This window comes from Cyclobacteriaceae bacterium, assembly GCA_030584025.1.
Classification (GTDB): Bacteria; Bacteroidota; Bacteroidia; order Cytophagales; family Cyclobacteriaceae; genus UBA2336.
Window position 1 is genome coordinate 2,168,416 of the sequence record CP129487.1, and the last position, 22,642, is coordinate 2,191,057.

The 22,642-nt window shown below is 44.3% G+C and carries 22 protein-coding genes; 10 read left to right on the forward strand and 12 right to left on the reverse strand.

Going from position 1 to position 22,642, the window contains the following annotated elements:
- Window positions 1-3: 3 nt before the first annotated feature.
- From QY309_09630 to QY309_09640, 3 genes are read right to left on the reverse strand one after another with little or no spacing between them, the layout of a single operon-like run.
- Window positions 4-603: a bifunctional nuclease family protein gene (locus tag QY309_09630; GenBank protein ID WKZ58128.1), complete on the reverse strand. Its 600-nt coding sequence runs from the start codon at window positions 601-603 to the stop codon at window positions 4-6.
- Window positions 604-605: 2 nt separating this feature from the next.
- Complete coding sequence (locus tag QY309_09635; GenBank protein WKZ58129.1) at window positions 606-1,559, reverse strand: electron transfer flavoprotein subunit alpha/FixB family protein; 954 nt, start codon at window positions 1,557-1,559, stop codon at window positions 606-608.
- A 40-nt stretch (window positions 1,560-1,599) separates the two neighbouring features.
- Entirely contained in the window at window positions 1,600-2,337 is a 738-nt protein-coding gene (locus QY309_09640) for an electron transfer flavoprotein subunit beta/FixA family protein (protein WKZ58130.1), read from the reverse strand.
- A 100-nt stretch (window positions 2,338-2,437) separates the two neighbouring features.
- Between QY309_09640 and QY309_09645 the strand changes: the two genes are divergently transcribed.
- A complete protein-coding gene (locus QY309_09645; GenBank protein WKZ58131.1) occupies window positions 2,438-2,761 on the forward strand; it encodes a tetratricopeptide repeat protein in 324 nt (107 codons plus the stop codon).
- 2 nt (window positions 2,762-2,763) lie between these two features.
- On the opposite strand, the gene QY309_09650 is transcribed toward QY309_09645, so the two are convergent.
- The 5 genes from QY309_09650 to QY309_09670 all read right to left on the reverse strand — a co-directional run bounded on the left by QY309_09650 (window position 2,764) and on the right by QY309_09670 (window position 7,748).
- On the reverse strand, window positions 2,764-4,491 hold the full coding sequence (locus QY309_09650; GenBank protein ID WKZ58132.1) for a M14 family metallopeptidase: 1,728 nt from the start codon (window positions 4,489-4,491) through the stop codon (window positions 2,764-2,766).
- A 2-nt stretch (window positions 4,492-4,493) separates the two neighbouring features.
- Window positions 4,494-6,134, reverse strand: a complete 1,641-nt coding sequence (locus QY309_09655) for a M14 family metallopeptidase (protein WKZ58133.1) — start codon at window positions 6,132-6,134, stop codon at window positions 4,494-4,496.
- A gap of 231 nt (window positions 6,135-6,365) precedes the next feature.
- On the reverse strand, window positions 6,366-6,533 hold the full coding sequence (locus QY309_09660) for a hypothetical protein (GenBank protein ID WKZ58134.1): 168 nt from the start codon (window positions 6,531-6,533) through the stop codon (window positions 6,366-6,368).
- A gap of 71 nt (window positions 6,534-6,604) precedes the next feature.
- Window positions 6,605-7,246, reverse strand: coding sequence for a hypothetical protein (locus tag QY309_09665; protein ID WKZ58135.1), 642 nt, complete (start codon window positions 7,244-7,246; stop codon window positions 6,605-6,607).
- A 148-nt stretch (window positions 7,247-7,394) separates the two neighbouring features.
- Window positions 7,395-7,748 (reverse strand): hypothetical protein, encoded by a 354-nt coding sequence (locus tag QY309_09670; protein ID WKZ58136.1) that lies wholly within the window; start codon window positions 7,746-7,748, stop codon window positions 7,395-7,397.
- A 199-nt stretch (window positions 7,749-7,947) separates the two neighbouring features.
- On the opposite strand from QY309_09670, the gene QY309_09675 reads away from it, so the two are divergent.
- Window positions 7,948-8,745, forward strand: a complete 798-nt coding sequence (locus QY309_09675; protein WKZ58137.1) for a glycosyltransferase family 92 protein — start codon at window positions 7,948-7,950, stop codon at window positions 8,743-8,745.
- Between the two features lie 95 nt (window positions 8,746-8,840).
- Here QY309_09675 and dnaB read toward each other — a convergent pair whose 3' ends face one another.
- Window positions 8,841-10,334 (reverse strand): replicative DNA helicase, encoded by a 1,494-nt coding sequence (gene dnaB, locus QY309_09680; protein WKZ61694.1) that lies wholly within the window; start codon window positions 10,332-10,334, stop codon window positions 8,841-8,843.
- A 300-nt stretch (window positions 10,335-10,634) separates the two neighbouring features.
- On the opposite strand from dnaB, the gene QY309_09685 reads away from it, so the two are divergent.
- The gene (locus tag QY309_09685) at window positions 10,635-11,255 is read left to right on the forward strand and encodes a Mur ligase family protein (protein WKZ58138.1); all 621 of its coding nucleotides are present in this window, start codon (window positions 10,635-10,637) and stop codon (window positions 11,253-11,255) included.
- A 34-nt stretch (window positions 11,256-11,289) separates the two neighbouring features.
- Window positions 11,290-12,096, forward strand: coding sequence for a 3'-5' exonuclease (locus tag QY309_09690; GenBank protein ID WKZ58139.1), 807 nt, complete (start codon window positions 11,290-11,292; stop codon window positions 12,094-12,096).
- 29 nt (window positions 12,097-12,125) lie between these two features.
- Here the strand turns inward: QY309_09690 and QY309_09695 are convergent, their stop codons facing one another.
- Both QY309_09695 and QY309_09700 read right to left on the reverse strand, forming a co-directional pair.
- Window positions 12,126-12,851, reverse strand: a complete 726-nt coding sequence (locus QY309_09695) for a hypothetical protein (protein ID WKZ58140.1) — start codon at window positions 12,849-12,851, stop codon at window positions 12,126-12,128.
- Window positions 12,852-13,040: 189 nt separating this feature from the next.
- Complete coding sequence (locus QY309_09700) at window positions 13,041-13,835, reverse strand: M48 family metallopeptidase (protein ID WKZ58141.1); 795 nt, start codon at window positions 13,833-13,835, stop codon at window positions 13,041-13,043.
- Window positions 13,836-13,912: 77 nt separating this feature from the next.
- Between QY309_09700 and QY309_09705 the strand changes: the two genes are divergently transcribed.
- From QY309_09705 to QY309_09730, 6 genes are all read left to right on the forward strand, one after another.
- Window positions 13,913-14,527, forward strand: a complete 615-nt coding sequence (locus tag QY309_09705) for a fumarylacetoacetate hydrolase family protein (protein ID WKZ58142.1) — start codon at window positions 13,913-13,915, stop codon at window positions 14,525-14,527.
- Complete coding sequence (locus tag QY309_09710) at window positions 14,496-16,424, forward strand: M23 family metallopeptidase (protein WKZ58143.1); 1,929 nt, start codon at window positions 14,496-14,498, stop codon at window positions 16,422-16,424. Before QY309_09705 ends, QY309_09710 begins: the two co-directional genes overlap by 32 nt.
- Before the next feature lie 2 nt (window positions 16,425-16,426).
- Window positions 16,427-16,996 carry a thioredoxin-dependent thiol peroxidase gene (gene bcp / locus QY309_09715; protein WKZ58144.1) on the forward strand — a complete coding sequence of 190 codons (570 nt, stop codon included), beginning with the start codon at window positions 16,427-16,429 and terminating at the stop codon, window positions 16,994-16,996.
- A gap of 9 nt (window positions 16,997-17,005) precedes the next feature.
- Window positions 17,006-18,988, forward strand: coding sequence for an OmpA family protein (locus QY309_09720; protein ID WKZ58145.1), 1,983 nt, complete (start codon window positions 17,006-17,008; stop codon window positions 18,986-18,988).
- Between the two features lie 118 nt (window positions 18,989-19,106).
- Window positions 19,107-19,955, forward strand: a complete 849-nt coding sequence (locus QY309_09725) for a transketolase (protein WKZ58146.1) — start codon at window positions 19,107-19,109, stop codon at window positions 19,953-19,955.
- Between the two features lie 7 nt (window positions 19,956-19,962).
- Window positions 19,963-20,910, forward strand: a complete 948-nt coding sequence (locus QY309_09730) for an alpha/beta hydrolase (protein WKZ58147.1) — start codon at window positions 19,963-19,965, stop codon at window positions 20,908-20,910.
- A gap of 11 nt (window positions 20,911-20,921) precedes the next feature.
- Here QY309_09730 and QY309_09735 read toward each other — a convergent pair whose 3' ends face one another.
- Complete coding sequence (locus tag QY309_09735) at window positions 20,922-22,637, reverse strand: TRAFs-binding domain-containing protein (GenBank protein ID WKZ58148.1); 1,716 nt, start codon at window positions 22,635-22,637, stop codon at window positions 20,922-20,924.
- Window positions 22,638-22,642 lie beyond the last annotated feature (5 nt).

Genomic DNA, 22,642 nt, shown 5'->3' on the forward strand with positions numbered 1-22,642 from the left:
AGGCTAATTCCGTTTGCTCAACTCATCGCGGATTTTCGCAGCCCGCTCGTAATCTTCTTTATCGATGGCCTCTTTAAGAATTTCGTTCAGCTTATCTACGGAATAATTTTTCAAATCCTCTCCCTTACGCGAAACCGGTTCTTTTCTGGTGCGGCTCTTTTGTTCCACCTTTGGCTCGTCTTCTTCCTGTTCATCGGTAAGCACGATACCCGCTTCTGCCAGAATATTTTCGTACGTATAAATTGGCGAATCAAAACGAAGTCCGATAGCGATCGCATCGGAAGGTCGCGCGTCTATTTCTGAACGCTTCAGCCCATCGGAGCAAACAATCTTGGCAAAGAATACACCTTCTTTGAGATCAGAAATTACAATTTCTTCTACCGTAAAATGAAAGTTATTAGCAAACGACTTAAACAAGTCGTGCGTCATGGGCCGGTTCGGAATTATCTTTTCAATTTCAATGGCAATGGCCTGGGCCTCAAACATTCCAATGATAATCGGCAGTCGCCTGTTTCCTTCGGTTTCGCCAAGCACAAGTGCAAAGGAGCCGGTTTGCGACTGGCTGGAGGAGAGGCCGAGAATTTCTAGCTTAATCTTCTTCACAATTACTTCGCAGCTTTGATTGCGTCATTCAATTTAGGCAAAATATCGAAAGCATCACCAACGATGCCATAATCTGCTGCTTTAAAAAATGGCGCCTCGGGATCTTTATTGATAACCACGATACACTTGGATGAATTTACCCCAGCCAAATGCTGAATGGCACCAGAGATGCCAACGGCTATATATAATTGAGGTGCAACTTTTACACCGGTTTGTCCTACGTGCTCATGGTGCGGTCTCCATCCCATATCTGAAACGGGCTTGCTACAACCGGTAGCGGCCCCCAATGTTTTAGCCAACGCTTCGATACTTCCCCAATGCTCAGGGCCTTTCATACCACGACCACCTGACACTACGATATTTGCTTCCGGAAGTAATACCTCACCGGTTGCTTTTTCAGATGATGTAATCTTAGTAGAAAAATCGGCATCGGAAAGCGAAGCCTGAAAAGCTGTAACAGAAGCCGGTGAACCTACTTCTTTCAGTTCAGCGGCATTCTTCTTAATACCAATTACTTTTTTCGGTTTTGTTAAGGATACATTGGCAAACGCCTTACCGGTGTAAATGCTGCGCTTAACCACAAATCCAGATGATGTATCAGGCAATTGCACCACATTGGAAGCCAGGCTCGCATCCAGTTTAGCAGCCACACGCGCACCAACCGGTGTACCCAATGATGAATCAGCGAGAACCAACACATCAGCCTGTTCATCCTGAAATGCTTTTGCCAGTACAGCAGCATAGGCTTGTATTACGCCCTGAATCAATTTTTCATCGGCAGCATGCAACACTTTTTTTGCACCGTACTTGCCCAGGTTCTCCAACTCGGCTTGTTCGGTTTGTCCGATGGCAATGGCTGTTACGTTTCCACCCATGGCGTGCGCAAATGCCACTGCCTCCAACGATGTCTTCTTAACTTTCCCTTCTGCACTCTCAACAAAAACTAAAATATTCATAATGTCAGTATCTAAAATTCAATTTTGTAATCGGTTACTCCTATAAAACCTTGGCTTCATTTTTCAGCAGCGTAACAAGTTCCTGCACATTATCGGCCGCAATCATTTTTACTGCACCTTTTGCAGGAGGCAATTCAAACTGTTGAAGTTTAACTCCGCTGTCGGTAGAAACCGGTTCTACCACTTTCAATGGTTTTGTGCGGGCCGACATGATGCCGCGCATATTTGGTATTTTCCATTCAGCAATCGGTTCCTGACAACCCGCTACAAACGGAAGATTAACTTCCAGGTATTCCTTTCCCCCTTCAATTTCTCTGGCCAACTTGGCTGTATTCCCTTCAATATCCAGTTTCATCACCGGTGAGATGGAAGGCATGCCCAACATCTCCCCTACAATGCCGTGTACAGCACCGCTGTTATAATCGATTGATTCCCTGCCCATCAGTATCAAATCATAGCCACCATCCTTTGCTTGTGCCGCAATTTGCGAAGCCACAAAAAAAGAATCCGTTGGTTCCGCGTTAACCCGGATGGCATCATCGGCACCAATGGCCAACGCTTTGCGGATAGTAGGCTCAGTATCAGCCTGTCCTACATTCAAAACGGTAATGGTGGCTCCGGAAGTTTCTTTTAACTCAACAGCACGCGCGAGCGCATAATCATCATACGGACCAATGATAAACTGAACACCGTTCGTATCGAACTTGGTGTTGTTATCTGTAAAATTGATTTTCGATGTGGTATCGGGAACGTGGGAAATACAAACGAGAATTTTCATCTTTTCAGCAAACAAAAAATTAATTGGACTACACTTTTCAAACGGGCTTCAAGATAAAGCATAAAATCCGAAATTTGGAAGGCCAAAAACCCAAAATAAAATGAATTTGACGCGAATTGAGCAACTTTTGAAGTTTCTGGAAGAAGAGCCGAACGATGCCTTTTCGCTTTATGCCCTGGCGCTTGAGTATAAAAAAAGTAATTCGGCCGAAGCCGTGAAGTTGTTTAGGCAACTTTTAACCAACCACCCGGATTATTTACCTACCTATTACCAGGCTGGATTGATGATGGAAGAGTCTGGAAAAACGGATGATGCCCTTGAGCTTTACCAAAAAGGAATTGTATTAGCAAAAAAATTAAATGATGCGGCTACTCTGAAAGAACTGCAAGCCGCATACAATTTACTGCTGGATGAAGATGAATAATCTCACTTCTGCTTCGATACTACCCCACCCTTTTTGCTATCGACCTTAATGGTATAATTTTTACCTCCGCTCACAATCCACCGAACGGTAACTGAACCCATGCCGGGAATATTACTTACCTCCAGTGTTGACGGATTATTCTTTTGTTCACGCGCAATATTCAGGTCGCGGTTTTCAACTACCATGCCGGCAATAACCTTCGGCCCCTGAATGCTGATGTAATCAGGCCGTTCAATCTTGTAGCGCAGGTCAAGGCTTGAGTGTGTAGGTATCATGCGTTTATTCGTAACCACAACGGTAATCTCCGTTAACCCTCCACCCAGATTTTTCTCCGTCATTTCTTCCACTACCAGTTTGGGCATGTGGTACGCGTGGTAAATGCAGAACGCCATATTCCGATGGGCATCACTCTCCAATAAAAAGCCCGGATCTGCACGGGTGAAATTCTTCTTCACACCGCCAATTTCAATTTTCCCAAATTGTGGATGGTCATACTCCTGCCAAGTAACAATTGCATCTCCAAACAAGAGTGACTGATCAAATGCATAAGCATCTTCCTGACCGGAGCCCTGACGATTGAAGTACATGTACGAGGTGAATAGTTCATTTGAAAATGTAAAAATTCCTCTGCCGCTGTTAAACCAATCGAGTTCACCACCCCAAGCCGTGTACAAATCTTTATGCACAATCAGGTAACGATAGCCGGGTATCAATAACTCCCCTTTCTTTCCGATGGCATCGTAAATACGAACATCATCAGCATTGTATGAACCAGCATCCTCTTCGGCACCGGGCCCGCGAAGCAACATGCCGCCTGAGTTATGAAAACTTTGTGCACCTGCAATGTTCGGGTGCGCCATCACAAAGTCGCGCACATTCCGGTTTTCAGGAATGGAGAACGGATATTTATATGCTCCATTCTGTATGTGGTTCGGTTGCCACTTCCATGCCCAGTCGCGGTTAGGGTCGTAGTAGCCGGTTCCGTCTTCATTCACGCGTCCATCACCATCCACATCAATTCCCTCAAAGCCCAGCATTTCGTATTCACCTTGTTCATCCACTTTGGCAGGAATTAACCTGCGCGGATCGTTCGGATCTTTCTTCAGCCTCCCTGTCGGACTCTTGCGAATCATCATGGTGATGTGTCCATCGCCATTCAGGTCGTTAAACCCGTCTTCATTCATCAGGCCATCGCGATCATTATCAACGGGAATAACACCCGAACGCGGACTGTTCTGTGAATTAGGTTCTTTCATGTAATGATCGCGCGCATCCGGATTAATGGTAGGCACGATGTAGAAAACCTTATCGGCCAATAACTCTTTTATAAAAGAAATATCCTTAAACGTTTCGGCCAGGTACCATGCGGTGTACAAGGCCATTTCCGTTCCCTGAATTTCATTGGAGTGAATGTTGCCATCGATGTAGAAACCAGGCTTCTCTTCCGGCTTACCTATTTTAAAATCTGTAACCGTGAGCAACCACATCTCCCTGCCCTGATAACTTTTCCCGATCGAACTTAGCTTTATTAGATCCGGATGTGCTGCCGCCAGTTTTTTACAGATGTCGGTAATGCCTGCATGGTTGTAATAGCGGTTCCATGAAATCTGCACCTTTGGGTTCTCCGGACTACCGGCTGCGCGAAATACTCCGTTGGCATCCTGCGCAAGGGCTGCAACCGAAACAAAAACAAGCGATACGATTGATATTCCTATTTTCATAAACTTCATGATCAAAGATTTACATCAACTTTTTTTAAACCCATTTGTGGTGCTCCGGCTTCAACGGTCACTTTTCCTTTTCCTTTTATCAGCCAGGTAAGCTCTTTGCTCTCACCGGCATCCAGTTCATTGAGCAGCGTTACCTTGTTGCCTCCTAAAATGGTTTGATCTTTCGACAGGGCAAGGTTTACTTTCACCAGCTTGATGAAGTTGTTGTTGCGGGCAATTTGCGGAATGGCCGGAAAGCCTCCTTTGTTTTGTATGGTAACGGTTACGCGGGTCACGCCATTTTCAAGTGCTTCAGTTTTCAGATTAACCAGATCAACCTGCGGTTTCTTTTGCGCAAGCGCAATCACAAAGCGCGTATGTTCATCGGTAAGTTTTGAAACGGCACTGTATGGAGGTGTGGTTTTTACAAATGGTTTAAATCCTCCCACCTCAGCCGTTTTACCCTGAAAATCCGGGTGATTGATTTTTTGCCAGTTCACAAAAACATCAAGCCCTTCGCGCTCAGCCCAGCGGATAAAATCAACATCCGTGTTCTTATCGGCATTGGGTTTATACGTTGCAGCAGAAGCTGAGTCTTTTGGGATCTCAAATTTCGGAGCCCACCAGCCCGGTGTACTGAAACTTTGCCGGCCATAATGAAAGTAAGCCCACTGTACAAAGTCGCCTTTTTGAACGGATGCGGGTGGTGCATCTTTTTGCTTTACATGCTGCTTGTAGAGTTCGCTGGCAAGCTTATTGTACTTTACATCTTGTTCCAGTATTCCCGTAGCTATACGGCCTGCCTTTGAGCGATCGTATTTCCACGGTTCGGACAAATTATTTGTCGGGCCGAATGTGAGTACTGCAAATACATTAAACCGGTCATACAAGTAATCCAACACAGCACGGGTCTCTGTTTCTGAAACCGGATGCTCGCCTGCACCGGGCTCAAAGTATGGCGGATCGAACGTGAGGCTTTTATTAAAGTGCACGCCACCCTCTCCATCTTCGTTGAACGAACCATCTTTGTCGTTATCGGTGCCTTCGGTGATGAGGATGTATTTACCCTGTTCACCCTTCTCTGCATTTGCCAATACCATAATGCGCGGATCAGCAGGATGTGTTCTCCAGCGGCCGGTTGCATCTTCCACCCTCACCATCGTGATCACGCCATCAGTATTCAAATCTTCATACGGATCTTCATTTACTTTTCCATCCCGGTCATCGTCAGTTGTCGAAGCATTGCCGCTGCGTTCGTACCGTAGCCTGGCAAAGTATTGTTCGGTGGCATCGGGGCTTACATTCGGGAACACATAAAATGCTGTTGACGCCAACAGTGCTTTCACACTATCGGTTGAGGCACTGGCCAGTAAGCGTTCAGCAAACCCAAGGGCAAGCTCCTGGCTTAGGATCAAGGAGCCCTCCACCCCACCCACCACAGCGATGGCCGGATTGTTATCCCGGTTTCCCGAACCGATTTCAAGAACCCAAATGTCCTTTCCGCCCGTTGTTTTTGCGAGTGACCGCAGTTTAACGAGTGAGGCATTGGCAGACTCAAGCGCTTTAAGGCGCTGGCTTACCTGCGCATGGTTACTGTATTGCTGACTAAACCCAATTTGTGCACAAGCCAGAAGAAGCAGGCCTGTAACTATTTTATACTTCATATCCTGTAGTTAATTCAGTAAAGTTAATGACCGAACTTACAGGTAATGCCCAAGTATTACAAGCGGTGAGAATTTGATTTGGGGGTAATCTGTCCGAACACGATTTTATAGATTTTCTTGATTAGCAGGATTGCCAGTTGGCGTAATTAATTTTTTATTGTAGAGCCGTTTAAATTCAAGAGAAAGTCCGCCAAAGTTCCTTCGGCATTTATGAACGATGAATTTGATCTACTACTCCTTTTGCTTCATCGAAATCCCACTAACCAAAAAAGTAGCGCAAAGAATCAGCACAAAAAATTTAAACCATCCTGAGTCGCCATAGATATCCGTAAATTGAAGTACAAGAAATACAACCAGGAAAAGCCCTGACAGAAAGAGGAAAGTGGTTTTTTTGTTCATGATTTCTATTTAAGATTTTGTTCTACTGAAACAAGTGGTGAGAATTTTATTTAGAGGTAAGTCAAGGAGCATTAGTGACAGTTTTCAATCAATTCGATTTGTCCATTAAATCTAAATCTGATGCAACGAATATACGATTGACTTGTTGAAACCGAGTCATCTGACGAAAATGTAAGAGTATGTATCAAAAATGTTGAGTCGTTAATGAATTCACCATTCGTTCTCCAAACATCCCCTTGATCACCACCTACGCTTGTAAGAATTTCAGTACCAATCCTCTCATAATTTCTATTGAAAGTAAAGGCAATGATTATATTTCCTGCTTCTCCTTCAGAAACTGTTGTTACTCTAATGATATTTTCATTTAATACCTTGTGAGAAAGTGGATATCCCCAAATATCAAGTCTTTTAACTTCGCTATTAATGCTTATTCTTTTCTTTCTCCAAAACTCTCTTGTCTCTTCACTTAAAAGACTCATGAGCTCCCTGTCTTTATCCAAGTTATAGTACTGTGCCTCGGGAAATTTGAAAAAGTCTTTGAATTCCATTTCACTGATTGTATCAATGTCAACATTTGATGGAACTGATTTTGATAAAGTGTCAGCAAAAATTGAAGCAGTACTTGCTTGATTCTCAGCAGTACCATTAAGACTAGCATTGTTACACGAAACCCAAATGAATACAACCGATATTGCCTTTATTAACTTTGTCATTAGAAAATTATTGCTAACGTTTTGGATTTATTAAGTGGCGGATGAATCCGGGCTATTTGTCCACCTACACGAATATAAGTAAACTTGTTTACACTACAGGAACTGTGTCGTCTGCCATTAAACAAACCCGGTGTTGTGGGTAGTTACATTATTCCACAATCACTATACAGTTGTTTTTATTTAAGTCGTTTAGTTTGTAATCAAGTCGTTTGTATCTCTTATTTATTCTCAAAGAGTCCCAGTCATTAATTAGAACTTGGTCATAGTTAAATATAAATATACTTAATGTGCTGTCTTTACTGCTGGAGACTTTCATAATCCATTTTGTCGAACTTCCTTTAAGTACTACTTCACTTGTGTCCCCTGGCTCTATCCTCTCTTGAATGAAGTATTCCTTTTTGTTTATTGAGGGCACGTCTAGAATTGTGTCAACTGCATGGTCAAAGCAGATTACTTTGTCCGATTGGTTTACAATTTTTAATCTCCCGTCATAGTAGTCCATTACACAGGAGTTAAATGTCCAAAGAAGTAAAACACCGAATAATTTATTCATTGTCGTCACTGTCCAATGTAATTGTCCCCAACACCCGAATATACACAATTGCACATATACTTGTTATGGCTTAACACAACACAACTCCCCGCTTGTCTCCGGTAGGGTTTAGTAGTATTTTTCGGACTTTACAGAAAAAGTCTACCGCGTGAGAAAGAAGAAATATCCATTTTACCTGGCCATGTGTGCCATTGCCAAAAACGAAGGCCGCTACTTGCAGGAGTGGATTGAGTACCACCACATGCTGGGCGTAGAAAAGTTTTACCTCTACGACAATGAAAGCACGGATGACACCCGGGCGGTGCTGCAACCCTACATCGATCGTGGTGTGGTGGAGTACACCTTCTATCCGGGAATGAAAATGCAATTAAAGGCTTACAAGGATTGCGTACGAAAACACAAACGCCACGCACAATACATTGCCTTCCTGGATATTGATGAATTTATTGTTCCGGTAAAACACAACACCATACCGGAGTACATGGAGAGCCTGGGGAGATTTACCAGCGTGCAAATCAACTGGATGGTTTATGGCAGCGGTGGCGCCAAAACCCGCACAGAGGGTTTTGTGATTGAACGGTTCCGCGATCACTCCGTACCGGATGAACACCTGAACCATCACGTAAAAACCATTGCCAATCCGAGGCGGATCATCACGTTCTTTTCGGCACACAGGCCATTCATCTTATTCGGTAAAAATGTAGATGCGAATGGCAAGAGAATAAAAGAGTCGTTTTGGACGCGGCCAATTGTTACGGATCAAATCCGGGTGAACCATTATGCCATAAAAAGTTACGATGAGTTTTTGGAAAAGCGTAGTCGTGGACGTGCTCGCTTTAATCGCTTACGTGGATTGGATTACTTTGAGAAGTATGACAAAAATGAAATTAAGAACGACCCCATCATGGATAAATATGTTGTGGAGTTAAAAAAGATTATTACCTAACTGACCTAATCAGAAACCATGCATTGGCCACAAAGGCTCAAAGACACAAAGGACTTTCAAAAATCTGCCCTACAATGATTTGATTTAAAAAATTATCAGAACGGCATATCCTCATCGTTACCAGATGCTGGTGGTTCATCTTCCGGACGAATTTGGTTGATGCGGCTTTCGCGGGTAATCATGCCACTGAACGGATTTTCGTGTGGAGTGGGTGAATCAAAATCAGCAAACTTGGTGTACTTGCCAATGAATTTCAATTTTACCGAACCGGTTTGTCCGTTACGGTGCTTGGCAATAATCACTTCGCCCATGCCTTGTGTGGGCATACCTTCTTCATCAACCGTAATCTTGTAGTACTCGGGTCGGTAGAGGAAAATTACCATGTCGGCATCCTGTTCGATGGAACCGGATTCACGTAAGTCGGAAAGCTGCGGACGCTTATCACCACCGCGCGTTTCCACACCACGACTCAACTGCGACAGTGCCAGTACCGGAACGCTGAGTTCTTTAGCGATACCTTTCAATGCTCGCGAGATAGACGCAATTTCCTGTTCGCGGTTACCACCGGTATCACCACGCATCAACTGCAAATAATCGACAATGATTAACTGAATGCCGTGTTCAGCTTTCAGCCTGCGGCACTTGGCGCGTAATTCCAGAATAGAAAGTGCAGGCGTATCGTCAATAAATATAGGTGCAGAAGAAAGCCGGTTGGTTTTATGCACCAATTGCGCCCATTCAAATTCAGCCAGTTGGCCCTTACGGATTTTCTCCCCTTCCAGTTCCGCTTCCGCAGAAATCATACGATTCACCAACTGAACGGAAGCCATCTCCAATGAAAAAATAGCCACCGGCCGTTTAAAGTCTACCGCGGCATTGCGCATGGCCGAAACCACAAATGCCGTTTTACCCATACCAGGGCGTGCCGCAATAATCACCAGGTCTGAACTTTGCCAACCTGATGTCATGCGATCAAGCGCGGTAAAGCCTGAAGGCACACCGGTGAGTCCATCTTTATGTTCTTTCAGTTTCTGAAGTTCCGTGATGGCACGGTACATCAGGTTCTTCATGTTGTCGTAATTCTTACGCAGGTTCGAATCCGATATTTCGAAAATCGATTGCTCGGTTTTATCCAACAGTTCGAAAACATCGGTCGTGTCTTCGTACGCATCATGATGAATCTGCGAAGCGATGTGTATGAGGTCGCGCTTGATGGCCAATTCAATCACCACGCGGGCGTGGTACTCAATGTTGGCCGCAGAACTTACTTTTGAGGTGAGCTCGGCAATGTAATACGCCCCTCCTACCAACTCCAGTTTGGCATTTTTGCGTAACTGGTTTACTACCGTACGCATGTCCACCGGCTCTGAGCCTTTGAATAGCTCAATGATGGCACGGTAAATTTCCTGGTGCGCTTCCGAATAGAAATGCTCCGGTTTTAAAAACTCAACAACTGCGTTAAGCGCACCCTTTTCTAACATGAGCGCGCCTAACACAGCCTCTTCCAGATCAAGCGCCTGCGGAGGAAGCTTACCCAGACTTTCGGAGATGTCTCTCACTAAAAGTTTTCCACCCTTGCCGGGCATCATGGTTTTACTTCCTGTACGCATTGGCGTTGATCGGCTTTGCTCCATACTGTGGTTGTTGGACGTGTTGCTTTTTTACAAGGTGACAAACGTAAGCAAACACGCTATCCGGTTAATAACATTCGTTCAATAGACTATCCACACACATTTCACCTTCATTAACAACTTATGCACATTCAATAGTTGCAATATTACCATCAGGTAGCTGACAACTTCTGCCAAACCTGTGCAATTAGAAATCTGATTTTCACAGAATGAACATTTTCATTTACTTTAGAGATTATTGAGCCACACCAAACAGGAATGAACAGTCAGACCGAAACCATTCTGAAGCAAGCCGCTGATAAGCAGCGCATTGTCATTACCGGAAGTCGCGGAACGACTACCCTGGCTGCTATGCTCATTCACGTGCTCGAACATTACAAAAGGCCATTTGATTATTCCATCAGCGCTGCGGGGCATGGCATTTCCGAAACCGAGAGGCTGTCTTCAGGTGGGCCACTCATTATTATAGAGGCTAACGAGCAAAACATGCTTGATTTCAAGCACCATATCGGGTTGATTACCAACATTATGTGGGCGGCTTCAACAGAATTTCCTACAGCCGATGATTATGTAAAACGATTCGATCAATTTGCCGACAGCACACCAAAAGGCGGGCTATTGTACTATTGTGAGAATGATCCGCTGGCCTTGTTGGTGGGTGCCAAACCCCGACCCGATGTGCTCAGTGTCGGGTATAAAATTCATTCCCATACTTCTGATGCAGGTAATCATTTCATTACCTCAGGAAAGGATAAAATTCCGGTGAACATTTACGGAAGTCAGAACTTTCAAAATATCAATGGAGCAAAGGAGCTTTTAAAACGCATCGGCATAACAGCCGATCAATTCTATAAGGCTCTATCAAGCTTTCCACTTTAATTTTTAACGGGTTACACCCGAATAAACTTCATTCATGAAACTCAACCTTCGCAGTCCGCTTTGCTTTTTCGACCTGGAAACTACTGGCACCAACATTACTCAGGATCGCATTATTGAAATTGCGGTAATCAAAGTAATGCCAAATGGAGAAACACAACGCAAAACGGATCTGATCAACCCAACTATTCCCATTCCTGCAGAGTCGTCACGTTTTCATGGCTTGAAAGACGAAGATGTGAAGGATAAACCTACGTTTAAAGACGTAGCAAAAGATTATGCCCGTTTTTTCGAAGGCGCTGATTTGGCCGGCTTCAATATTTTGAAATTCGATATCCCCATATTGGTTGAGGAATTTCTTCGCGCTGGCGTTGAGTTTGATCATACCCGTAAAAAAGTAATTGATGCACAACGGATTTTCCACCTGATGGAAAAGCGAACTCTTTCCGCAGCTTATCGCTTCTACGTAGGCAAAGAACTACACAACTCGCACACCGCTGAAGCCGACACCCAGGCAACCCTGGATGTACTGCTGGCACAGGTTGCTCGATACGATGGACAACCCGTTATTGATGGACTGGGTAATACCATTGGTGAAATCAAAAACGACATGGAGGTGTTGTCTAATCTATCGTCATCCGACTTAGTGGACCTGGCGGGCCGCATGATCAAAAACAACAAAGGCGAAGAAGTCTTTAACTTCGGCAAGCACAAAAACAAAAAAGTATTGGATGTTTTAAAGCAGGAACCCTCCTACTACGACTGGATGATGAACGGAGATTTTCCGTTGGATACAAAACGAAAGCTGACGGAGATTAAGTTGAGGGGGTTTAATAAGAAATAACCCATTAATCAGAAATCGTCAATCAAAAATCATTTAATCCGCTCCCACACCTCACTTACCGGATTACCTGTAGTTCCCTTTCCTTTATGATACCAATCTGATCCATCCAGTCGGCACTCAAATGTTAACGACATGCCTGAGCGGGAATTGTCGCGGGAGAAGAAGCGGATGGTTTCAGTATACTTTCCATCTTCCAGTTTATACGTTCCACCACCGGTACCCATAAACTGTTTGGTTTCATAGTTGAAGGCTGCCCACTGAAAATAATTTCCGGATAATATCTTTAGCGTCTGTCGTGGCGAATCACCTCCTCTGCGTTGTCCGGCCACACCGGCATCATCAACGCGTGCACCAAAACGCCAGGCACCGCTTAACGAAGAAGAAGCTTCATCTACTTTCTTCCAGGTTTCTTTAAGCGTACCTCCATGCATTTTTGCTTCAATGGTCAATTCATCCTTCTTCACTGAAAACGAATACGCAACCGGCTTGCGCACCTGCGCACTGTCGGTTGTATAAAAATCAAGCACTTCGGTGTACTCCTTGCCTTTTGAAGTATAGCGTCCTCCTCCTGCCTTTACAAACGAGCCATCGGCTTTGTGTATCGCAAACATGAAATAGCTGTCGCTGTAAATCTTGATGCATTCATCCGTAAATGGTTTGCCATTTTGATTTACCAACTTCCATGCACCATTCAAATTTTGTCCTGATAAGGTGAGCGTAAGAAACACCGCAATAAGTGAAAGTATAGTTTTCATAATTAATGCATTTAGTAATTAACAATTGACGTTACTCCTTTCTGAAATTTTGCACGCGAAGGCGCAAAGTCGCAAAGGAAATCGCAAAGATTTCTAACGATTTGTGTAACTACATATAATAACCTGACTCATATCAATAACAACAAGACTCGTAACCGTTCCGAGCCCTGAGGCTCCCGAAGGGCGTAATTACTTCTTATAATACTGCATCGCCTCCGGTATCCAACTGTTCAAGTCGCGTACACGCGTTTCATGCGAAGGGTGTGTAGACAAAAATTCCGGTGGTGCTTGTCCGCCACTGAGTGCACTCATGCGCTCCCAGAATTTTGGTGCTTCGTTCGGATCGTAACCGGCCATGGCCATAAAAATCAACCCCATCTTGTCGGCTTCCGATTCGTGCTGGCGGCTGAACTTCAGCATACCAATGTTGGTACCTGCACCAATGGCTTGCATCAACAATTCATTTCCGGCTGTCGGATTCTGTCCCATCAACGCGCCAAGTGTGCTCAACCCAAACTGTGCAAACATTTGCTGACTCATGCGTTCGCGGCCATGGTTCGCAATAGCATGCGCTACTTCGTGCCCCATCACCACAGCAACGCCTACTTCATCTTTACAAATAGGTAGTATGCCTGTATAAAAAGCAACCTTACCACCCGGCATGCACCATGCATTAACGGTTGGATCATCAATGAGATTAAACTCCCAGGCAAAGCCGTCAAGCTGCGATGACAGATTTTTATCGGCCATGTACTGTTCTACCGCCTTTTGAATATTTACACCAACGCGTTTGATCATCGCGGTCTGCTGTGCATTTGTTGAAATAGGTCCTTTTGCAATAACCTCACGATACTGCTGATAGGCCATAGGCATAAGCTCAGCATTTGAAATGAGACTAAGCTGATTGCGACCGGTAACCGGCACGGTTGCACATGCATACATGAACAAACCGCCCATCAAAAGGGTAATGACTTTTCTTACCATACGTTATAAATTTGATCAAAAATACAAATTCGGAAGCAGATTGTTAATAGCTTTGTAATTGTAAAAAAGAGTGAACCATGAGGATTTTTGCGATTGGCAGGAACTATGCAGAGCACATTAAAGAACTGAATAATGAACGGCCAGACGAGCCGGTTATTTTCACCAAACCGGATACGGCTATCCTGCGCAACAATGCTCCGTTTTATTATCCTGATTTTTCAAAAGACATTCACCACGAAGTAGAGTTGGTGCTGCGCATCTGCAAAGAAGGCAAGAACATCCAGGAAAAATTTGCGCATAAATATTATGACGCCATCGGGATTGGTATTGATTTTACGGCACGCGACCTGCAACAGAAAGCCAAAGAGAAAGGATTGCCGTGGGATATCGCCAAAGGTTTCAATGGCTCTGCTCCGATCTCGGATAAATTTATTCCTGTTAGCGAATTCAAGGATTTAAAAAATATCAACTTCAGTTTAAAAGTAAATGGCGAGTATAAACAACAGGGTAACACCAGTTTGATGCTGTTCCCGTTTGATTACATCATCGCCTATCTATCTAAATTTTTTACCCTGCGAACCGGAGATTTAATTTTTAGCGGAACCCCAAAAGGAGTTGGCCCCGTTTCGGTTGGCAATGTGTTAACGGCCTATATTGAAGATGAGAAACTACTGGAATTTGAAATCAAGTAAAGCAGGAGTTGTATTTTTTCTCCTCGCTCACCTAGCTGCAGCGCAGTTTAGCGAACCCGATGTTAATGTAGTTAAAGACAACGCATACATATTCCCGATGCGTCCGGGTAATCCGGCTTCACTTTCCGGAACCATGGGCGAGCTGCGCAGCACACACTTTCACACCGGGCTCGACATACGCACCAACAATGAACTCAACTGGCCGGTAGTGGCTGCACAGAAAGGGTACATTTCGCGCGCAGGTGTAAGTCCCTCCGGTTACGGTTATGTACTTTACGTAAAACATCCGGATGGCAACACAACGGTTTATGCGCACCTGAATAAGTTTAATGATGCCGTGCACAACTATGTGTTGCGCGAACGCTATCGGAGAAAAACTTCCAGCATTGATTTATACTTCCGCGAAGGCCAGTTTCCGGTAAGCAAAGGTGATACGATTGCCTTCTCCGGCAACACCGGTTCTTCAGGTGGGCCGCATCTTCATTTCGATATTCGCGACCCCAATAACCTGGCGCTTAACCCACTCAAGTATGGATTTTCGGAAGTCCGCGATCACGTTCCACCAATCGCACAAAAAGTAGCGTTTAAAACACTCGATAAAGATTCACGCATTAATGATCGCTTCGGGCGATTTGAATTTTACTTACAACGTTCCGGAAATGATTACCTGCTTTCTCAACCTATTCTTGCTCATGGAACCATTGGCATTGAATTGCTGGCACACGATGTAGTGGACAATGCGCGCTTTAAATGTGGTGTCAATTACATTGAAGTGTATATGGACAGCGTTCTGGTGTTCAAACAAAACATCGAACGGTTGAATCTCACGCAAGGCAGAAGTATTTATACCGTTCTTGATTTCAGAAAAATGCTGGCGGATGGCAACCGTTTCTACAAACTTTACCAGGATGATGGCAACACATTGAATTTCTATTCGCAATCGCCCGGAAACGGAAAACTCAAGGTGAAAGGAAGCAATCAATCCAATGTGCGCATTGTCATGCAGGATTTTCACGGCAACACGAGCACCGTTCGGTTCCGGCTCAAGCCAAGTGAGCCTCCTCGCGAGGTCATTACGCTGGAAACACCAAAAGCCGACCTGACATCAGACATACAAGACAATACCCTGATAATTTCTTCCCGCATGTGCGATAGTGAAGAGTATGGCGCCCAGGCTTATGTTAAAGGAGAGCCTTTTGAATTGGAACCATCCTATTTCAACGCGACTAAAAATGTGTTTCTGATTGATCTACGCAAAATGATCCCGGATTCAGTAGTGGTTTGTGGACAATCCATTGTCACAAACCTGAAAGCCTTGGTTCCTTCAGGAACCGAATACAAGTACTACAGCGATTTAATGGACATTCGCTTTCCAAATCGTGCCCTATACGATACGTTATATTTTACAGCTGCTTATACACTAAGAACAGATAGCCTTGAAATTTTTTCTTTAGGGCCACAAGAGCCTTTTAGCCGGAGCATAGCCGTTACCCTGAAGCCTACGCAACCATACGCCACAGATAAAACAACAGGAGTGTATCGCGTAAGCGGTCGGTATTACAGTTATGAAGGCGGTGAATGGACTAACGGAAAAATTACGTTCTACCCACGTGAATTGGGTGATTTCACTATTTTATCGGATACCGTTCCCCCGGTAATTACACGCATTTACGCCAACACCAATGTGGCACGATTTAGGATTGGTGACAACCTTTCCGGAATTGCATCTTTCGAAGCAACCCTGAACGGCAAATGGTTACTGATGAATTACGATGCAAAAACCGGTATATTGGTTTCTGAAAAACTGGATCCTAAATCCTCGTTGGCAGGTGATTTCGAATTAACCGTTACCGACCAGGCTGGGAACAAAAAAACGTACGCACAAAAAATTCAATAACTATGGCACTCAAAGCCGGATCAAAAGCTCCCGATTTTTCCGTTAACGATCAAGACGGAAAACCCGTAACGCTATCAAGCCTGAAAGGCAAAAAAGTAGTACTGTACTTTTATCCGAAAGATCAAACGCCCGGATGCACAGCCGAAGCCTGCAACCTGCGCGATAATTATAAGGCACTGCAAAAGCAAGGTTATGAAGTGTTGGGCGTAAGTACCGATTCAGAAAAATCGCATCAGAAGTTCATCGCCAAAGAAAAACTTCCTTTCCGTTTATTAGCCGATGTGGATAAAGTAATCCATCAGAAGTATGGCACCTGGGTAGAGAAATCCATGTATGGCAGAAAATACATGGGTACCGCGCGTGTCACCTACGTGATCAATGAACAGGGTGTAATTGATGAAGTGATTGAAAAAGTGGATACTAAAAATCATGCAGATCAGATTTTGAAGAAACAACCCGCTGTAAAGAACACACCGGTAAAAAAGAAAACCACTCCTGCAAAACGTATGGTTAAGAAAGTTGCCAACAAGAAATCAGCAGCTAAAAAGAAAGTGGCGAAGAAAAAGAAGTAGGTTAAAATCATGTACAAAAAATTTTCAGTTGTATTTCTTACATTTTTCATGGCCATCAGCCTGCAGGCGCAACAGGTTAAAACCCTGATTGAAACAGGCGACCGGCACTATGGAAAGAAAAATTACAGCGGAGCCATAGATGCCTATAAGCAAGCCCTTCAGATAAACCCCGATGATGCGCAGGTAAATTTTAAATTAGGAATGGCGTATTTGTATTCAGATACAAAATCAAAGGCTGCCTCCTACATCGACAAAGCTTACCGCTTGAACCCGGGCATTGATAACCGTATCAACTATCACCTGGGTATGGCCTTTCAAAACACGAACGAATTCATAAAAGCACGTGAACAGTTTGAGGCTTTCAAGAAAAAGAATCCACAATTTGAAAACCTGGCAGAAGAACGAATACAAGAGTGCCTCGTGGCCGATTCACTAACCCAATTCGAATTGAATGTAGTTATCGAAAATTTGGGATCCGTAGTAAACTCAAACCTAAACGAGTACTCTCCTATTATCTCTGCCGATGGTAACATGTTGATTTTTACATCCAACCGCGGAGAAGGACCAAAAGGCGCACAAAACCTGGAGGATATCTATGTTTCGTACAAACGAAATGGAGCATGGACCGAACCAAAAAAAATCAGCGATAACATCAACACAATCTATAATGATGCAGCCGCTTCACTTTCACCGGATGGTAAAACATTATTTCTCTATTACGAGACCGGTGGTGGCGATATCTACACCTCTACTTTTAATGGAACGGATTGGTCAAAACCGGAGGAGCTCAACAAAAACATAAACACGTCACAATATTGGGAAACCAGCGCCAGCGTTTCACCCGATGGAAAACGTCTTTACTTTGCCAGCAATCGCCCGGGTGGTTATGGCGAACTTGATTTGTATGTAAGTGAACTCGATAGCAAAGGTCAGTGGGGAAAGGCCAGCAACCTCGGCCCGATTGTAAATACCCCGGGCAATGACGACTCTCCTTTTATTCATTATGACGGAGTTACACTCTATTTCTCTTCCGATGGTCATCCAAAACTTGGCAACAGTGATATTTTTATCACCGAACTTATTAAAGGTCAGTGGACCAAACCGGTAAACATAGGCTACCCGGTTAATTCATGGGAGTATGATGGCTTTTTCAGCACATCACCCGATAAAAAAACCGGTTACTATGCTACCGTTAAAGAAGGTGGATTTGGTGGAGCGGATATCTACTCTATTCGCTTCCTTGAACCTAAGTACAAGCCAAAACCAAAGCCGGTTGTCGTTGCTAAAAAACCAAAAGAGCCTGCAAAGCCAAAAGATCAGGACTTTATTGATGCCTCCATTACAGAACTACGCAATCAAAAAGTCGTAACGGTACTGAAGGGTCAGGTGATTGATGAAACTACTGCCGAGCCATTGGCGGCTGTAATTTCACTCGTGAATAACGAGAACAAAAAACTCATGTCGAAGATTTATTCCAACCCAGAGACTGGTGCATTTGAACTGGTTATTCCACACGGTGGTAACTATGGTGTGGCCACAGAAAAAGTGGGATACCTGTTTAACTCACTCAACTTTAACGTGCCAAAATTTGCCGAGTACCAGGAAATTGATTTACACATCATTATGGTGCGGGCTGATGTGGGATCGAAAGTGGTGTTGAAAAACATTTTCTTTGATGTGGGTAAGTTTGACCTGAAGACCGAATCATTAAGTGAGCTTGATAAGATTAAGGATCTGCTTACCGGTAGTCCGAACCTGAAAGTTCAAATCAACGGACACACCGACAACACCGGGAGTGCCACCGCCAACAAACAGCTTTCTTTGAGACGGGCTACTGCGGTAGTGGATCACCTGGTTTCGTTGGGCGTGGATGCATCGCGACTGACCGCCAAAGGATATGGCGCTGAGCGTCCAATTGTTTCTAACGATGATGAAATGGGAGGGCGCGAGATCAATCGCAGAACGGAAATTGAAATTATTCAGAGCAATTAATTCAGGTATTCAAGCCTTATCACACACCCCGGATTTTGGAGAGTTACTTTAATTCCCACATATTCGCAGCATACCACAATCACTTATTTCAATTGGCGATCAAATCCTAACCTTAAGAATGAAAAACACTGACTTCCAGCAACTTAACAAGACCTGTACGCAAATTCGCAGAGACATCGTTCGCATGGTTCATGCCTGCCAATCGGGCCACCCGGGCGGTTCATTGGGCTGTACTGAATTTTTTGTCGCGCTTTATTTCAACATACTCAGACGCAAGCCCGGATTCTCTATGGATGGAATTGGCGAGGATATTTTCTTCTTATCGAATGGCCACATCTCACCGGTTTGGTATTCAACCTTGGCGCGGGCAGGTTATTTTGATACAAAGGAACTTGCAACGTTTCGCTTTTTGAATTCAAGGTTACAAGGGCACCCAGCTACACATGAAGGCTTGCCAGGCATTCGTGTTGCTTCCGGATCACTAGGTCAGGGATTGTCTGTCGCTATTGGCGCAGCACAAACCAAAAAACTGAATAATGACAATCATCTGGTGTATGTATTAATGGGTGATGGCGAACAGCAGGAAGGTCAGGTTTGGGAAGCAGCTATGTATGCTGCGCATCATGGTGTGGATAACCTCATCGCTACTATTGATTACAACGGCCAACAGATTGACGGTCCATTGAAAGAAGTAATGGATTTGAAAAACCTGAAAGCCAAGTGGGAAGCTTTTGGATGGGAAGTCCAGGAGTTTAACGGCAACAACATCGAAGAGTTAATTGCCGGCCTGGAGAAAGCAAAAACCCTTACCGGAAAAGGAAAACCGGTAATGAATTTAATGCACACCGAAATGGGTTTTGGTGTTGACTTCATGATGAATTCGCATAAATGGCATGGTGTAGCCCCCAACGATGAGCAACTTGAAAAAGCACTGGCACAACTTGAAGAAACCTTAGGCGATTATTAAGCCTCGTATGAAGCGCATCAAGCGGATTCTCTTAGTCCTTGCTGCGGCATTGGGCACACTCCTGATCAGCATCCTGATCATCGGGTTTAAAGTTGATATTCCCGTTCAATCACTTGAAGAAAAATATTTTACGCCTGAATCAACATACATTCAGGTGCTTGATGCAAACGTGCACGTCCGAAAGCGCGGATCAGGTACACCCATTTTTCTCCTGCATGGAAGTTTTGCGTCACTGCATACCTGGCAAGATTGGGAAGATGAGCTAAGCAAATCATTTACTACCCTATCTCTTGATTTTCCCGGACACGGATTAACCGGCCCCAACGAAACCGAAACCTACACAACCGACTATTACACGAAGCTGGTATTGGCACTTGCCGATAGCTTGAAGCTTGACACCTTTTACGTTGCCGGAAATTCAATGGGTGGAACCGTAGCGTGGAAACTTGCCCTTCGCGCGCCTGAACGCGTAAAGAAACTGGTGCTGATTGATGCGGCTGGTTTCTGGAATGCAAACAAAAATTCTAAAAAACCGTGGATATTCAAGGCACTGCAGAATCCTCTGTTCGGAGCAGGTTTCACACACATCACACCCAAGTTTGTATTCAACCTGAATATGAAACAGGTTTATGGTGATGAAAATTTAGTAAGACAAGAAGTAACGGACCGGTATTACGAACTCATGCTTCGTGAAGGCAATCGCAAAGCCACACTAAAAAGAATTAACCAGGACGAGCCTGATCAAAGCAACACCATCCAACAGATCACCACACCTACTTTGATTCTGTGGGGCAAAAAAGATCGATGGATCCCGGTAGAGAATGCCTACTTATTTCATAAGGCCATTACCGGTTCAACGCTGGTTGTCCTTGATGAAGCTGGTCATGTGCCGATGGAGGAAATTCCTTCTGAGTCAGTTGAGCATGTATTAACATTTCTCGAGCGGAACAATTAAAGATTAAACACCTACATCTGGTTGATCAAAACAGTATATAGTTCGATAGTCTTATTGTCTTCCGGCTGTATGGCGCCAACGTACTCCAGCTTAAATTTCTTTCGATTTAATGCCAACAATGCAGCAAACAAATCGCTGGCCACAATACCCCCATGCGGAGAAAACTGATTAATGGACCGCAAAATAGAAACATTGATATTGCCGTTACTGCTGAATTTTTGACCGTCCTCATCAAGATACGTTGGTCCGGCATGTAGACTGATTTTAAGTGACCTTTCTCCTTTGGGCAATTGCGCCATAACCAATTGAGCAAAATCTATAGCAGCCGTTTCTGTCTCGAATGCGACAAGCATGGAGTCATGCAGCAACTCAGAAGCTTTAAACGTTAGCAATCCATCTGAGAGCCTGACCTGAATTGCTTTATTTATCTTTTCCTTATCCAAAGGAGAAAGTTGGGTTAAATCAGCCAGCACCAGGTAAAGCACAGGACGATCCATACCCCTTTCAGAAACCGGTGGAACACTGGGCGTAGGAGTTACTGTAGTAGTTGAACCCACATATAAATCCGGATTAATGTTGACATGCTTATCAGAAAATGGCCATAAGCGAATGGTGTCACGTGTCCCTCCTTCTTTTCGTTTCAAATCCGTTTCAGACAATACTGTTAACAACGCTGGCTCCTGATGAAACCCGGCTGAGCGTAAAACAGCGGAACCAAAAATTACCCGACTCTGCAGGCTAAACAAATCATCATACCCGGCATATGGTTCTTGCGTAACATAAGTCACCGGATGTTTTTCAACAAGCTGATTGAAACGCTCAATCCAATTATCACCTGCAAACCGAACACTGATTTCAACAAAATCATCTTTCGCAAACGGCAGGAAAAGCTGAAGTTCCCCTCCTGCTTCTTCCATAGCTTCAGCAAATAGAATATCACCGCCACAGGCAACAGAGCAATAGCCAATACTGGCATTCAATGTTTGGATTGCCCCCTTAACAGCATCTTTAATTTTTGTTTCTATGGAGGCGGGAAAACGTGGGGTTGTCCGGCTTGGCTGATCCAGCATGTGTCCGACAAAAGCCACCACATTGGGTGGGCTGAACACCTTTTGAATTTCCTTCGGCACCGGAACATAATGATTCAGCAGCCAAAGTTGGTTGTATACGCTCGTAACTTTTCCCCAGTCCGTGCCCGCCAACTGGCGCGCCCGAATAAAACACTCTACAGACTGCGTTCTGTTTTTGGTGAGCAGGTACGCCTCTGCCAAAGTAGCCACTTCCCAAAAATCTGTTGTTTGTAGATTAATCAGTGAAATAACTTCTGTTGCAATCTCCTTTCCTTGAGCGGCCCGTCCTGCAATAGCCGACATAGTTGCCGCATTGATTCCAGGATAATAATGCTTTGTAGCCTGAAAATTTTTTAAATAAGTATCGCGCGAAAGAATGGCGTATTTGGAGTCTTGATGCTTTTTAAATAGTTCCTTATAAATACCACCAAGAATACCCGCAGTCTCTACATCCTCTGGCATAGCCTGATAAATGGGCTCAAGGAGTTCCTGGGCATTCTCAGGAGAGCCAGACTTTGACAGACTTAAAGCAAGCAGTTGATTAATTCTGGTATTAATTCCATCCGAACCTTTGCTTAACCTATCCGCTAACTGCCTTGCTTCAAGGTAACGCCCCGCATTGACCAATAATTGAAGTTGATGAATACCGTCCGACACGCTGC